The organism is Pseudomonas sp. GW821-FHT11D10 (assembly GCF_058808435.1).
This window is the reverse complement of record NZ_JBXARR010000010.1, coordinates 22,562-36,821: the sequence shown is the minus strand read 5'-3', so window position 1 is coordinate 36,821 and position 14,260 is coordinate 22,562. Positions and strand designations below refer to the sequence as shown.

Annotated in this window: 15 protein-coding genes; 6 read left to right on the top strand and 9 right to left on the bottom strand. The window is 61.2% G+C overall.

The annotated features are described in order from the left end of the window. Positions 1–115 precede the first annotated feature (115 nt). Positions 116–928 carry an alpha/beta fold hydrolase gene (locus AC1RT4_RS24570; protein ID WP_493088560.1) on the top strand — a complete coding sequence of 271 codons (813 nt, stop codon included), beginning with the start codon at positions 116–118 and terminating at the stop codon, positions 926–928. A gap of 31 nt (positions 929–959) precedes the next feature. Here AC1RT4_RS24570 and dsbG read toward each other — a convergent pair whose 3' ends face one another. The 5 genes from dsbG to AC1RT4_RS24545 form a co-directional block, all read right to left on the bottom strand. Further along, complete coding sequence (gene dsbG, locus AC1RT4_RS24565) at positions 960–1,730, bottom strand: thiol:disulfide interchange protein DsbG (RefSeq protein ID WP_179694212.1); 771 nt, start codon at positions 1,728–1,730, stop codon at positions 960–962. Next, positions 1,706–2,578, bottom strand: a complete 873-nt coding sequence (locus tag AC1RT4_RS24560; protein WP_179694213.1) for a TlpA disulfide reductase family protein — start codon at positions 2,576–2,578, stop codon at positions 1,706–1,708. The genes dsbG and AC1RT4_RS24560 overlap by 25 nt, the downstream gene beginning before the upstream one ends. Beyond that, positions 2,578–4,308: a protein-disulfide reductase DsbD gene (dsbD, locus tag AC1RT4_RS24555; protein ID WP_493088557.1), complete on the bottom strand. Its 1,731-nt coding sequence runs from the start codon at positions 4,306–4,308 to the stop codon at positions 2,578–2,580. The genes AC1RT4_RS24560 and dsbD overlap by 1 nt, the downstream gene beginning before the upstream one ends. Positions 4,309–4,441: 133 nt before the next feature. Beyond that, a complete protein-coding gene (locus tag AC1RT4_RS24550; RefSeq protein ID WP_493088555.1) occupies positions 4,442–5,104 on the bottom strand; it encodes a hypothetical protein in 663 nt (220 codons plus the stop codon). A gap of 142 nt (positions 5,105–5,246) precedes the next feature. After that, positions 5,247–5,933, bottom strand: coding sequence for a hypothetical protein (locus tag AC1RT4_RS24545; protein WP_493088553.1), 687 nt, complete (start codon positions 5,931–5,933; stop codon positions 5,247–5,249). A 268-nt stretch (positions 5,934–6,201) separates the two neighbouring features. Between AC1RT4_RS24545 and AC1RT4_RS24540 the strand changes: the two genes are divergently transcribed. The 5 genes from AC1RT4_RS24540 to AC1RT4_RS24520 all read left to right on the top strand — a co-directional run bounded on the left by AC1RT4_RS24540 (position 6,202) and on the right by AC1RT4_RS24520 (position 10,660). Beyond that, positions 6,202–6,882: a response regulator gene (locus AC1RT4_RS24540; protein WP_085704475.1), complete on the top strand. Its 681-nt coding sequence runs from the start codon at positions 6,202–6,204 to the stop codon at positions 6,880–6,882. Next, positions 6,882–8,204, top strand: a complete 1,323-nt coding sequence (locus tag AC1RT4_RS24535) for an ATP-binding protein (RefSeq protein ID WP_493088551.1) — start codon at positions 6,882–6,884, stop codon at positions 8,202–8,204. Before AC1RT4_RS24540 ends, AC1RT4_RS24535 begins: the two co-directional genes overlap by 1 nt. 107 nt (positions 8,205–8,311) lie before the next feature. Further along, entirely contained in the window at positions 8,312–8,797 is a 486-nt protein-coding gene (locus AC1RT4_RS24530; RefSeq protein WP_493088549.1) for a GNAT family N-acetyltransferase, read from the top strand. 142 nt (positions 8,798–8,939) lie between these two features. Then, positions 8,940–10,352 carry an aspartate aminotransferase family protein gene (locus AC1RT4_RS24525; protein WP_493088547.1) on the top strand — a complete coding sequence of 471 codons (1,413 nt, stop codon included), beginning with the start codon at positions 8,940–8,942 and terminating at the stop codon, positions 10,350–10,352. An 83-nt stretch (positions 10,353–10,435) separates the two neighbouring features. Next, positions 10,436–10,660, top strand: coding sequence for an MbtH family protein (locus AC1RT4_RS24520; RefSeq protein ID WP_007917715.1), 225 nt, complete (start codon positions 10,436–10,438; stop codon positions 10,658–10,660). Positions 10,661–10,780: 120 nt separating this feature from the next. On the opposite strand, the gene AC1RT4_RS24515 is transcribed toward AC1RT4_RS24520, so the two are convergent. From AC1RT4_RS24515 to AC1RT4_RS24500, 4 genes are read right to left on the bottom strand one after another with little or no spacing between them, the layout of a single operon-like run. Beyond that, positions 10,781–11,680 (bottom strand): metal ABC transporter substrate-binding protein, encoded by a 900-nt coding sequence (locus AC1RT4_RS24515; protein ID WP_493088544.1) that lies wholly within the window; start codon positions 11,678–11,680, stop codon positions 10,781–10,783. Next, positions 11,681–12,580 (bottom strand): metal ABC transporter permease, encoded by a 900-nt coding sequence (locus tag AC1RT4_RS24510; protein WP_003226663.1) that lies wholly within the window; start codon positions 12,578–12,580, stop codon positions 11,681–11,683. Continuing rightward, complete coding sequence (locus tag AC1RT4_RS24505; RefSeq protein WP_493088541.1) at positions 12,580–13,323, bottom strand: metal ABC transporter ATP-binding protein; 744 nt, start codon at positions 13,321–13,323, stop codon at positions 12,580–12,582. Before AC1RT4_RS24505 ends, AC1RT4_RS24510 begins: the two co-directional genes overlap by 1 nt. Further along, positions 13,320–14,249 (bottom strand): metal ABC transporter substrate-binding protein, encoded by a 930-nt coding sequence (locus AC1RT4_RS24500; protein ID WP_493088537.1) that lies wholly within the window; start codon positions 14,247–14,249, stop codon positions 13,320–13,322. The genes AC1RT4_RS24505 and AC1RT4_RS24500 overlap by 4 nt, the downstream gene beginning before the upstream one ends. Positions 14,250–14,260: the final 11 nt, after the last annotated feature.

Below are 14,260 nucleotides of genomic sequence, written 5' to 3'. Positions count from 1 at the left end.
AGCGTCTGTGATCTCAACATCGATCAACCGGCATATGGATGTACGTTTGTATAGTTGACGATCCCGAACCGGCAGCCCAGTCTGCCGGTTCTCTTTTTTGTCGCGGGGGTGATCGATGGCTTTCTTCGAAGTTGACGGACAGGCGCTTCACTACATTGATCAAGGCGCGGGCCCGGCGGTGTTGCTGGCCGGCAGCTACCTGTGGAACCAGGCCATGTGGGCGCCGCAGATCGCAGCGTTGTCGGCGCATTATCGGGTAATTGCGCTGGATCTGTGGGGCCATGGCGAATCCGGTCGTTTGCCTGAAGGCACCGCTTCGCTGGACGACATCGCCCGTCAGGCCCTGGCCTTGCTCGATCATCTGGATATCGATCGGGTGACGCTGGTCGGGCTGTCGGTCGGCGGCATGTGGGGCGTGCGCCTGGCGTTGTCGGCACCGCAGCGGCTCAACGGTCTGGTGCTGATGGACACTTACGTCGGCGTCGAGCCGGAACCGACGCGTCAGTATTATTTCTCGCTGTTCAAACAGATCGAGGAAAGCGGCGGGATTTCCGAGCCACTGTTGGATATCGTGGTGCCGATCTTCTTCCGTCCGGGCATCGATAAAGAGTCGGCGCTGTATCAGGATTTCCGCGCAAAACTCGCCGGCTATTCAGCTGAACGCCTGCGCGAGAGCATCGTGCCGATGGGGCGGATCACCTTTGGCCGTGACGATCTGTTGCCGCGTCTGGGCGAGTTGAATGCGGCCACCACGCTGGTGGTCTGCGGCGATCAGGACAAGCCACGCCCGCCGTCGGAAGCACGGGAAATGGCTGAGTTGATTGGCTGTCCGTGTGTGCTGGTGCCGGAGGCGGGGCATATCTCCAATCTGGAGAATCCAACCTTCGTGACCGACACGCTGCTGAAGTTTCTGGCTGAACTGAAGTAACGAAAACGCCCACGCATTGCGTGGGCGTTTTTTATTTCGGGCCGAGAATCTTCGCCAGTTTGTCCGGTGTCGGTGCGCCTTGCTGTTGTTGCAGTTCGCCCTTGTCGTCCATGTAGAAGATCGCCGGGGTGGCCTGCAAGTCCAGGTCTTCCATCAACTGCATGTTCGCCGCGAGTTTGGTCTGCACAGCAACCGGAATGTCCTTCAAGGCCTTGAGGGTGCTGGCCTTGCCGGCTTTCTCGTGATCTTCCAGGGCTTTGCTCGGGTCCTTGGCGGCGAGCAGGGCGGCGGATTTGGCCGGGCTGTCTTCGCGGATGATGCCGACCATGATGTGCCGCAACTGCACCTTGCCAGCCTTGACCCAAGGGCGGGCCTGTTCCCAGAACATGTTGCAGTACGGGCAGTTCGGGTCGCTGAACAGGTACACCGTGCGCGGCGCATCCTTGTTGCCGTCCTGAATCCAGTTGCTCGCTTCGAACTTGGCCCAGACTTCCTTGGCCATTGGCGCGTAAACCAGTTTTTGCAGCGGCTCGCTGCTCAGGTCCTTGCCGTCGGCGTCGTACAGATTGCCCAGCAGCACATGCTTGCCGTCCGGCGTCAGGTACAGCGCCATGCCACGGTTCTGGTATTGCGCGGCATAACCGCGCAAGCCGTCCGGCGCATCGAACTGGCCAACGATCTTGGCGCCTTTGGCTTCGATTTTCTTGATCGCTTCAGGCAGTTCTTCAGCGGCCTGGACCGACGGCAGGTGCAGCAGGGCTGCGCTCATGGTCAGCGTCAGCAGGTGGCGGAGGCGGGGCATGGCAGTTTCCTTGAAGAAGAGGTGGCCGGATTCGGGCTGGAAGCCGGGGTGTCGAAGTTTTCCAGGGCGCGGGCCAGGCTGGCGTTCGACAACTCGCCCAGATGGCTGCCCAGCAGGCGACCGTCCGGGCTATAGAACAGCGTAGTCGGCAGGGCCATGGAACCCACGGCCTGGCCGAGGCGTCCGCTGCGGTCGAACAGCACGTTGTTCAGGCTCAAGCCCTGGGTTTCGAGAAACGTGGCGACGCTTTGCATGCTTTCGGCCTGGTTGACGAACAGGAACGTCAGGTCCGGGCGTTGTTGCTGGGCGTTTTCCAGCACCGGCATTTCCCGGCGGCACGGCGGGCACCAGGTCGCCCACAGGTTGATCACCAGCGGTCCGCCCTGATAGTCGGTGAGTTTCACGGTTTCCCCGGCGGCATTGCGCAGGGTGATGTCCGGCAGGCGCGTGCCTTGTTCATAGATGTTCAGCGACAGGGTCGCCAGCACCCAGAACGCCACGCCGCTGACCACGCCGAAACCCAGCGGTCGACGCAAACCCGGCCGGCGCCAGCCGCGATACAGCGCCGCCAGCAGCAGCACGATCACCCCCGGCCAGGCGAGGAAACCGCCGTCGCGCAGGTCGATGATCTGCCACAGATCGTTGCGATAGTGCCCCCAGTACACAGCGACAAACGCAATGCGCGCCGCCAGCATGCCGAGCAGAAACAGGCTGAACAGCGCCGACTCGGGGTTGTCACCGCCGCGCTTGGCCACCCGCCAGCCGACGAAGGTCGCCAGCGCCAGCGCGCTGATCAGCAGCAGGTGGTTGAGTGCGATGGCAAAGGTGCCGAGGGTGAAGGTCAGCATTAACGGGCGTCTCGGGTGGTGGTCCAGCGTTGCAGGAAAGTATCGGCATCGACCTCGCCGGTGATGCGCTGGCTGCGGCGCTCTTCGCCGTCGGCGCCGATCCACACGAAACTCGGTGGCCCCGGCACTTTGTAACGGCCGAGCAGTTCGCGGCTGGCGGCATTGTCGGCGGTGACGTCGATTCGGAGCAAGCGCACATCGCTCAGGGCCTGCATCACCCGCGCCTGGCCGAACACCTGTTTCTCCATGACTTTGCACGACGTGCACCAGTCGGCGTAGTAATCGAGCAGCACCCACTGGCCCTGCGCTTTGGCGGCGTCGAGCTCGCGTTGCAGGGCGCCCGGATCCTTGATCGTCGTGAAGGCTTCGTGGCCGCTGGGCGCCGCAGATCCGACGCGGCCGGCGCTATACACCTGCAACGGCTGATACGGATCGTCACTGCCGCCCGCCGCACCGACCACCAGCAGACTGCCCCACAGACCCAGCAACAGCGAACCGGCACCGAACAACTGCGCCACGCGACCAAAGCCTTCGGACTGTTTCCAGGCACTGTAAGCGGCGATCAACAGCAGCGCGCCGCACAGGCCCAGCCACAGCGACGGATCCAGCACCGGTCGCAGCATCAGCAGCGCGGTCGCGAGGAACAGGAAACCAAACACGCCTTTGAGCAGATTCATCCATGCGCCGGGCTTGGGCAGGAAACGATTGCCGACGGTTACCAGCAACAGCAGCGGTACGCCGATGCCGATGCCCAGAGCAAACAGAATCAGACCGCCGTGCAGCGCGTTGCCACTTTGCGCGATGTAGAGCAGGGCGCCGGCCAGTGGTGCGGTCATGCACGGGCCGACCAGCAGACCGGACAACGCGCCCAATACACCCGCGCCGATCAGACTGCCGCCGCGTTGACTGCGCGAGGCATGTTCCAGTCGATCCCGCAGGGCCACCGGCAATTGCAGTTCAAAGAAGCCGAACATCGGCAGCGCCAGAACCACAAACACCGCCGCGAACGTCCCGAGCAGCCACGGGTTCTGCAACCACGCCTGCAGGTTCGCCCCCAGCAGCGCAGCGATGACGCCCATCGCCGCATAAATCAGTGCCATGCAAACCACATAACTGCCGGCCAGTGCGAAACCGCGACGCGGCGTGGCGCCGCTGCCGACCACCATGCCCGCCAGAATCGGCAGCATCGGCAACGAACACGGCGCAAACGCCAGCAGCAGACCAAGGCCGAAGAACACCAGCAGACTCCAGCCCAGCGAGTGCTGTTGCAGACCGCTGGCCAGTGCCTGATCCGGCGCTTCATCTGTCGTTGCTGCGGCTTTGCCGCCGAGGTCGATCACTCGGGTTTGTGGCGGATAGCAAAGGCCGGCGTCGGCGCAGCCCTGATAACTGACCCTGATCTGGCCCTGTGCGGCTGCCGGGATTTTCAGCTCGAGGCCCTGGCGATAAACCGGTTGTTCGCCGAAATACTCGTCGCTGTGGGATTCGCCTTCGGGCAGGGCCGGGACGTTTTGCGTCGCCAGCCCGTCGAACTTCAGGCGCTTCTGATACAGGTAATAGCCGTCGGCGATTTGCCAGAACAGCTGGGTCTCACCGGAATCCAGACGTTCCGAGGTCAGCACGAACGCCTTGTCGACCGGCAGGAACTCCGGTTTTGACGCAAAAGGATCATTCCCCGCCTGGGCCAGACTCGAAATCAACAGTGCAAACAATAGAAAAAAATGACGCATGGAGGAGCCTTGTCCCTGTGCAGTTGAGGGGCACAGTGGCGGGCGGCGATTAACCGCTGATTAACCGGGGGTATCAATGCGTCGAACCTGCGAGAAGCTGCGGCATTACAGAAAGATGAGACAGTCAGAGCTTTCAGGTTAACCCGGCGAATTGGCCACTGATATTTTTCGCACCTCCTTCGACTCGGCCCTTTTGCATGTTGTAAACCACGTACTGGTTGTCGGTCAGGAAGATGTACCAGAGGTTGTCGCTAAAAGTTGGATCAATTTGAGCAGCGGTGATGAGGCGGTTTTTATAAGGTGCAAGCCCGGTCAATACGGCTGTTGGATTGTGTTTCATCTGTTGCGTTACGGTGTCGAATGTCAGATGGGTTCCGTCACTCAACAGGAAACGAAACAGGTTCCCGAATCCGATTGCTTCCAGCCAGGTGCCGGCGACGATTCTGTCAAAGTAGGGCAGGATTGGCGTCCAGAGAGAATTGGAAAGATTGTAAAAGGCGTCAACCTTGTCTTTGTCCTGGTCATAGGCACAGACCCATGGGAGATCGCCGTTGTAAAAGAACAACCAGATAATGTCCTTGTCGCCCGCCAACGTTTGAGTGAATCCGAAGCGCAGGTGTTTGGCATGTTCATCGAACGCGCCCCACCTGCCCTTGATCGGTCGGGGATAATCACCGGGTATTTTTCCGTCGCCATTGTCGTAGCGAGAGTAGGTGTCGTTATCTTTGAAAAAGAAATAGATCCGGTCGAGGCCGGAGCGCCAGTCGATTGCAATAAAGTTTTTCAGGGTCGACATGTGGTCACCATTTTTAAAATAAGTCTGTTGTCGTGATGTCAATGAGAGCCTTCAATTCGAAAATTAAAAGCCGAGGTGTGTTCGGCAAGGAACTATCGTTCTTTGAACGGTGCCAGGGTGGAATCGATGTGTAAAATCCTTGTTACACTAACAGCCCCGGCCAATTTCCTTCATCTACTGGAAAGGGTCCCGTGACTTTTGTATTGCTTGTGTTATAGCGCAAGTACTCATTGCCGGTTAGAAATATATAAAAGTACGAGTTGGTCAAAGGGTGGTCATTGAGCACCGCTGTGATTATTCGGTCTTTGTATTTTTCGATATTGCTCCATGGCGAGCCGAGGAGCGGCAAGACCTGGAGTTTATGGGTGCTGGTGTTGTAGTTAATGTAATTGCCGTCGTTGAGTAACACCCAGAACAAATCTTTGAAACCAATGTCTTCCCTCCACATGACGCCGACAATCCGGTCAAAGTAAGGCGTCAGTGGCGCCCAGATGGACCTTGAGACAGGGATGAGCGAGTGAACTTTATCAGTGCGCTGAGAGTATTTGCAGACCATTGGCGTGCCGCCATCATCGTAAAACAACCAGAGTTGATCGCCATCGATCCCACTCCAGTCAATGGCTGTGGTGGTGAAGCCGAAACGCAGATTTTTGGCATGCTTGTTAAAACTTCCCCAGTTTCCGGTAATCGGTGAGGGGTAAACGCTTCTGTCTACACAGTTATCACCTATGTCGAAGCGACTATAAGTATTGGAGTCCTTGAAGAAAAAATAAATTCGATCCGCACCTTGGCGCCAGTCAACAGCAGTAAAGTTTTTCAAATGGCTCATGTTGATATGCTTCAAGTGGTTTGTTGGTTATGCCGTATTGGCATGGTTTTGAATGGTGAGATTATCTTGTTGAGTGGTTTGTTAGAATTGCAGAGTGCAATATCTCTGTTTCAGAGTGATTCTTCTTGCTCGTGTATGAAGTTTAAATCAGCTACTTGCCTGGTTCGGCTGGTCGGAGGGCAGGCAGATTTTTCATTGGTTGTGGTGTTTGCCATAATTACGGCTTAATCCTCAGTTGTTTTCCTTGCATTTTGCCGATGGAGTTCCCATGCACGTACTGGTTTGCGAAGACGACGAGTTGATCGCCAGCGGCATCGTCGCCGGGCTGACGGCGCAAGGCCTGACGGTCGAGCACGTCAACACCGCCTCCAAGGCGCGGGCGATCCTCAAGGTTGCCGAATTCGACGTGATGGTGCTCGATCTCGGGTTGCCGGACGAAGACGGCCTCAAACTGCTGCAACAACTGCGTCAGCAGGGGCTGGAAATTCCGGTGCTGATTCTCACCGCGCGGGATTCGGTCACCGACCGTGTCGATGGTTTGCAGTCTGGTGCCGACGACTACCTGCTCAAGCCGTTCGATTTGCGCGAGTTGTTCGCCCGTCTGCAAACCCTGTTGCGCCGGGTGGCCGGGCGCAGCGTCAACCTGATCGAACACGGTGCGCTGACCTATGATCCGAGCAGCCGCGAAACCACGTTGGCAGGCCGCTCGATTGACCTATCCCGGCGCGAACAGTCGTTGTTGCAGGCCTTGCTGCATAACCGTGGCCGGGTGCTGTCCACCGAGCAGTTGAAGGACAGCGTCTACGGTTTCAACGATGAACTGGAAAGCAATGCGCTCAACGTGCACATCCATCACCTGCGCAGCAAGCTGGGCAAGGGCATCGTCGAAACCGTGCGTGGCCTGGGCTATCGCCTGGGGCCGGCCGATGGTGGAGAACCTGACAAGTGATGAGTTTGCGCCTGCGTCTGAGCCTGACCCTCGGCGCCGCGTTCGCGCTGATCTGGGCACTGGCGGCCGCCTGGATGCTCAGCGATCTGCGCAACCAGATGATGTTTTCCCTCGACCAGCGCCTGGTGGCGTCGGCGCGGATGGTCGCCGGGTTGCTGGAGCAATTGCCCGCAATCCCGAGCAAAGGCGAAGGCACCCACTTCAGCGCCGAGCAGTTGAACATTCCCGGCGGCATGGCCTGTCAGGTCAGTTCGCTGCGCGGGGAAATCCTCGCCCGCAGCCACAATAATCCGGAACAGGCACTGGAAGCCCAGAAGATGGGCTTCCACGATCAGATGATCGATGGCGCGCCATGGCGCAGCTTCACCCTGGCCCGGGGCGATGTGCGGATCACCACCGCAGACCGGGTGATCGAACGCGAAGCCCTGAACATGTCGATCCTGCTGGCGGCCTCGGTGCCGGTCGGCGTGGCGCTGCTTGGCTGCCTGTGCCTGTTGTGGCTGGGGATCGGCCAGGGCCTGGCGCCGCTCAATCGCTTGCGTGAAGCCTTGATGCGCCGCAATGCCGACTCGCTCGAACCGTTGCAGTTGCAGTCATTCCCCAGCGAACTGAAACCGCTGCTCGAAACCCAGAACCAGCTGTTCCAGCGCATCGGTAAGACCATCGAACGCGAACGTCGCCTGACTGGCGATGCCGCCCATGAACTGCGAAGTCCGCTGACGGCGATCAAGACCCACCTGCAAGTGGCGCGCATGACCGAAGGCAACGCCCGCGATCAGTCTCTGGCCCGGGCCGAGGAGGGCGCCGATCGCCTGCACCGGACTCTTGAGCAATTGCTGTTGCTGGCGCGGGTCGAGGGCAGTCTGTCGTTCGACGACGGTGTGCAATGCAGTGCCGAACAGGTGGCGAAGCTGGCGATTCAGGACTCGGCCAGCGACCAGCGCCAGCGGATCAGGTTGCACCTGCCTGAACACTTGTCCGGTGCGCCCCTGCAAATGCCGGCGGTGTTGTCGATCGCAGCCCTGCGCAACCTGCTGGACAACGCCCTGCGGCATACCCCGACCGACGGCGCGGTGGAGCTGAGCCTGGAAACCTCCGCCACCCACGTGCGTTTCGTGGTGCGCGATCATGGGCCGGGGATTGCCCCAGACGATCTGCAACATCTGACCCAGCGCTTCTGGCGCAATGGCCAGAGCAACGGCTGCGGATTGGGTCTGGCGATTGTCCAGGCCATCGTTCAACGTTGCGCCTGCACCCTGCATTTCGACAGCCGCCCGGATGGTTTGCGGGTCGAGCTGACCATGCCGCTGCAACCGGTCTGATATTTTGCCAGGCACATCAAATGTAACCTCTCTCCATTAGTCATCCGCCGGCCGCGACGTTATTGTCGCCCCAGCCTTTGACTCAATGGATTGAGGGAAACAGCGCCATGGAAGCACCCGTCTACATTTGTCCCGCCACTCCCGCCGATGCCGGCATCATCAGCCGGATTCTCGAGCGTTCGATCCGCGTCGGTTGCGCGCTCGACCATCGCAACGATCCCCAACTGGTTGACCACTGGGTCCGCCGACAATCGGCGGAACACATCAGCGGCTGGCTCGCCGATCCGCATCTCTATCTGAATATCGCGCTTCTTCACGATAAGCCGGTCGGCGTCGGCATGGCGGCAGCCAATGGCGAGGTCACGTTCTGTCATGTGCAACCGGAGTGGTTTCGCCGAGGCGCGGGCCGCGCGCTGATGGGTGATCTCGAGGGTTGGCTGCGGGTTCGCGGTCGGCCTTGCGTCACGCTCGCCAGCACGCGCACCGGCGAGGCGTTCTACCGGCGTCTGGGGTATCGCGAAGCGGCGTCTGCCTTCACGCATCACGGCGTTTTGAGCCTGCCGATGCACAAGCCGCTGGGATTGTCGGCCTGACATTCGATCAAGGGTGTAAATCCTCGACACGCTGGTGCGTTTCCAGAACAGGAAAACCAGCATGTGCGCCCCGCGACCGGAACGCGCACCTGCCCGGTGTGCAGTTTTGGTCACTATCCATAGCGTATTGAGGGGTCGAGAGATGTCAGTCGCCACCAGCCTTATCGAAGAGTCGTCGGCCCGGATCGCCTCCGCGCCGGCTGAAACGCTGTATCAATTCAATGAGTCGCCGCTGCTGGCCCGTCAGAGCCAGCAGGAATCCAATGCCCGCAGCTATCCGCGACGGATTCCGCTGGCGCTGAAGCGCGCCAAGGGCCTGTACGTCGAAGACGTCGAAGGCCGTACCTTCATCGATTGCCTGGCGGGTGCCGGCACTCTGGCGCTGGGGCATAACCACCCGGTGGTGATCGAAGCGATTCAGCAGGTGCTGGCCGATGAGCTGCCGCTGCATACGCTGGACCTGACCACGCCGGTGAAAGACCAGTTTGTTCAGGACCTGTTCGGTCTGCTGCCGCCTGCACTGGCCAAGGAAGCGAAAATCCAGTTCTGCGGCCCGACCGGCACCGACGCGGTGGAAGCCGCGCTGAAACTGGTGCGCACCGCCACCGGGCGCAGCACCGTGCTGTCGTTCTCCGGCGGTTACCACGGCATGAGCCAGGGGGCCTTGAGCCTGATGGGCAGCCTCGGTCCGAAGAAACCGTTGGGCGCATTGCTCAGCAACGGCGTGCAATTCATGCCTTTCCCTTACGACTACCGCTGCCCGTTCGGGCTCGGTGGCGCGGCGGGCGTGAAGGCCAACCTGAGTTATCTGGAAAACCTGCTCAATGATCCCGAGGCCGGCGTGCAATTGCCGGCGGCAGTCATCGTTGAAGCGGTGCAGGGCGAGGGCGGTGTGATCCCGGCGGACATCGAGTGGCTGCGCGGTCTGCGCCGCATCACTGAAAAGGCCGGCGTGGCGCTGATCATCGACGAAATCCAGAGCGGTTTCGCCCGTACCGGCAAGATGTTTGCCTTCGAACACGCCGGCATCACCCCGGACGTGGTGGTGCTGTCAAAAGCCATCGGCGGCAGCCTGCCGCTGGCGGTGGTGGTTTATCGCGACTGGCTCGACACCTGGCAGCCGGGTGCCCACGCCGGTACGTTCCGTGGCAACCAGATGGCGATGGCTGCTGGCTCTGCGGTGATGCGTTATCTGGTTGAGCACAAGGTCTGCGAACACGCCGCCGCCATGGGCGAACGCCTGAGCGAGCACTTGCACATCCTGCAGCGTGATTTCCCGCAACTGGGCGACATTCGTGGTCGTGGCCTGATGCTCGGTGTCGAGCTGGTCGATCCGAACGGCACGCCGGACGCACTCGGCCATCCGCCGGCTTTTGCACGTCTGGCGCCGCTGGTTCAGCGTGAGTGCCTCAAGCGTGGGCTGATTCTGGAGTTGGGCGGGCGACACGGTGCGGTGGTGCGATTCCTGCCGCCGCTGGTGATCACCGCCGCCGAAATCGATTGCGTCGCCGAGATCTTCGGCCGTGCGTTGAGCGCCGCGACCGCCGGCCTGTAAATTTTTCGCCGCGTCGAACGTTCTTTCTACATACCCGGCTGCACCCGTCGTGCAGCCCACCCTTACAGCGATGGAGACACAGCATGACGTCAGTATTCGACCGCGAGGACATCCTCTTTCAAGTCGTGGTCAACCACGAAGAGCAGTACTCGATCTGGCCGGACTACAAGGCCGTGCCGGAAGGCTGGCGCACCGTCGGCAAGAGCGGCCTGAAAAAGGAATGCCTGGCTTACATCGAAGAAGTCTGGACCGACATGCGCCCGCTGAGCCTGCGTCAGAAGATGGAAGCGCAAGCGGCTGCACAGTAAGTCTTCAGGCAAAAAGAAACCCGCTGGACTGGAAACAGTCAGCGGGTTTTTTCATGTCGATCGTTCCCATCCAGACGGTGATCGTTCCCACGCTCTGCGTGGGAACGATCAAGACTGGTGTTACGCGCCGCTCAGGCCCTTGAGCAGCACATCCACATTCCCTTCCAGCTCTGCCACCGGATCCGCCGCATCGGTGCTCAGCACCAGCAGATGACTGCCCGATTCGGCAATTGCCGCTTTCACCGCGTCCGACGGTTGCCGATGGTGCAGCACCACCGCCACGTCATTGTCTTTCAGGGTGGCGGTGAGTTTTTTCAGATCCTCCGGCGTCCACTCGGCATCCGGCCGCGCATCCTGTCCGATCAATTCCAGATTGAGGCTACCGATCAGGTAACCGAAGTGATCGCTCAGGCTCATCACGCTCAGGTTGTCGGCACTGGCCAGACGCGCCTCGCTGTCGGCACTGAGTTTCAGCAGGCGCTGTTTCAGTGCGGCCAGGTTGGCTTCGATCTTCGGCTTGTCCTTCGGTGCCAGGCGCACCAGGTCCGCCGCCATCACGTCGGCCATGCGCCCCATGTTGTTGCTGGCCAGCCACGGCTGGCTGTTCAGGCCATCGACATTCAGCCCCGGTTGCACGGCGATGCCGGGCAGGGCGCCGTCCACCGGGCGGGCGGCATCGACTTCGATGATGCGGATGTTGCTGCGTCGGGCAATCGGGTACAGCGGATCATCGGCCCACAGCGAGCGCACGCCGATCACCGCATCGGCGCCGGTGGCCAGTTTGCTCAGCTCCGGAGCCCCGCGTCCGGTGAAGTACGCGGTCTGGCGGCTGCCCGGCAGATTCGCCGGCGCTGCGCGTTCGAGGCTGATGTCGGTGCCCTTGAGCAGCACTTCACCCAGACCGTAGGTGATTGGCAACGAGGCCAGCACCCGCAACGGTTTTTCGGCAGCCAGCAGAGGGCTCGAAACCGCGCCGCTGAGGGCGATGGCCAGGGTCAGTTGTCGCAATGAAAAAGCCATTTATCCAAGGTTCCCTTTCAGACTGGGGACGACGCCCCGGGCAATCGCGGCGAGGGCGAAGGCGATACCGGCGACCAGAATGATCGCGGCGCCGGACGGAATCGGCAGGTCGAACACGATCGGCGCGAGAATCCCGCACAGCGTACTGACCGTGGCGATCAGCACCGAACACCAGAAAAAGCCCTTGAGCGACTGGCTGAGCAGACGAGCCGCCGCCGCCGGAATCACCAGCAATGCACCGACCAGAATCGCGCCGATGACTTTCACTGCCGCAACGGTGATCAGCGTCACCAGAATCACGAACAGGTAATCCAGGGTCTTCACCGCGACGCCGCGCACCGCCGCCAGCTGCGGGTTGAAACTGGCCAGCATGATCCGGTTGTACAGCGGCAGGGCCAGCGCCATGACCAGCGAGCCGACAATCGCCAGCACCAGCAGGTCGTTACCGTTGACCGTCAGCACCGAGCCGAACAGTACGTTTTCCAGAATGTGCACGTTGATCTTGCCCGCCAGAATCAGCAGCAGGCTGGCACCCAGAGCGAGAGAGACCGACAGGAACACGCCAATCAATGTGTCCGGAGCCAGGCCGGTGCGGTTGCGCAGGTAGTTCAGCAAAATTCCGAACAGCAGGCAGTAGCCGAACAGGCTGCCGTACGGGCCGGTGTAGGGTTCGCCGAGCAGGATACCGATGGCTACGCCGGTCAACGCCGCGTGGCCCACCGCTTCGGAGAAAAACGCGAAGCGCTTGACCACCACCAGCGTTCCGAGGCCACCGAGGACCGGGCCGATCAGCAGGCCGGCGAGCAACGCATTGACCACAAACCCGTAGGCCAGCGCTTCCGGCAGGTAACCGGAGGAGGCCCAGCCTTGCACCATCAAACGAAAGGCTTCGTAACTCATCAGGCAGCGCTCCGTGGATGGGTCGAGAACAGGGTCAGCAGGCGTTCCGGGGTCAGGGCCTGTTGCGGCGTGGCGTCGAACAGCACCCGGCGGTTGAGGCCGGTGACACGATTGGCCAGTCGCCCGACCGCTTCCAGATCGTGCTCGATCCACAGCACGGTGATGCCCGCCGCGCGCCAGTCGCCAAGCAGGCGTTCGAACACCTGGATCCCGGCTTCGTCCAGGGCCGACATCGGTTCATCGAGCACCAGCAATTGCGGGGCGGGGATCAGGCCTTGAGCGAGCAGCACTCGCTGGCGCTCACCGCCGGACAACGCGCCCATCCGGCGCTTGCGTTTGTCCTGCATGCCGACCCGCTCCAGCGCCTCACCGATGGCGCCGGCGTAGCGTTTGCTCAGGCCGAGAAACGCTGGGCGGCGTTGGCACATGGCAGCCATGAAATCATCGACGGTCATTGGCAGGCCCCGATCGAACTCCAGCGCCTGCGGCACGTAGCCGATGGTGCCGGGTTCGCCGGGCCATTGCAGGCTGAGCCGGCCCTGATGGGGCATTTGCCCGAGCAGGGTTTTAATCAGCGAGCTCTTGCCGCCGCCGTTGGGGCCGACCAACGCATGCACGCTGCCGGGCTGAACTTGAAAGGTGACCTTGTCGAGGATGGTCGTGCGGCCGAGGGTCAGGCTGACGTCGGCGAAATCCAGGGTCGGGCCGTTATGGGTGATTGAGAGGTTTTCCTGAGCCGTCATGCGCCGGACTCCTGAATCGCCCGAACCACGGTGTTGAGGTTGCTGGTCATTTCCTTTTCGTACTTGTCGGCGGTGTATTCGCCGTAGGAAATGTGCGACAGCGGGTACAGCTTCACACCGGATTCACGCTGGATGGTTTCGACGTAGGTGGACGGGAAATCCATCTCGGAGAAGATCACTTTCACGTCCAGCTCGCGCAGTTGGTCGATGGTTTTCTTCAACTGGCTCGGACTCGGCTCGATGCCGTGCGCCGGCTCGACCACGGCGGTGACTTCCAGACCGAACTCGCGCAGCAGGTAGTCATAAGCGGCGTGCACCGTGGCCACCCGCAGTTCGGCGTTCGGCGCCTGGGTCAGTTTGGCCAAGGCGTCGGCGCGCATCTGCCGCAGGCGTTTGCCGTAGGCGCGTGCGTTCTGGGTGTAGGTCTTGGCGTTGTCCGGGTCCAGCTTGCCCAGCTCCCGGGCGATGTTGTTGACCTGGGCAATCGAGGCGCTGATCGACAGGAACGTGTGCGGGTTCACCACTTTGCCGGCACCGCGCGCGGCCACCCCGGTGGCGGCCAGCAACGGCACGTTTTCGTTGGCTTCGATGGTCTTGATGTTCGGCGTTTCGCTGGCGGCGATCATGCGGTCGGCGAAGTCGTCATGGCCGACGCCGTTGAGCACGATCACGTCCAGCCCGCTGATGCGCTTGATGTCTTCGGCTCGCGGCTCGTAGGCGTGCGGGTTGAAGCCGGCCGGAATCAGCGGCACGACCTCGGCCTTGTCGCCGACGATGTTCGCCACATAGCTGTAATACGGGTGCAGGGTGATGCCGATGCGCAGGCGCTTGGCCTGATCGGCGCTGGCCAGCGGGCTCAGCAGGCAGGCGCACAGGCCGACCAGCAGCAGGCGCAGGAAAGGACGGCGTTGAGATGAACTAGGCATGGGCAAGCGGT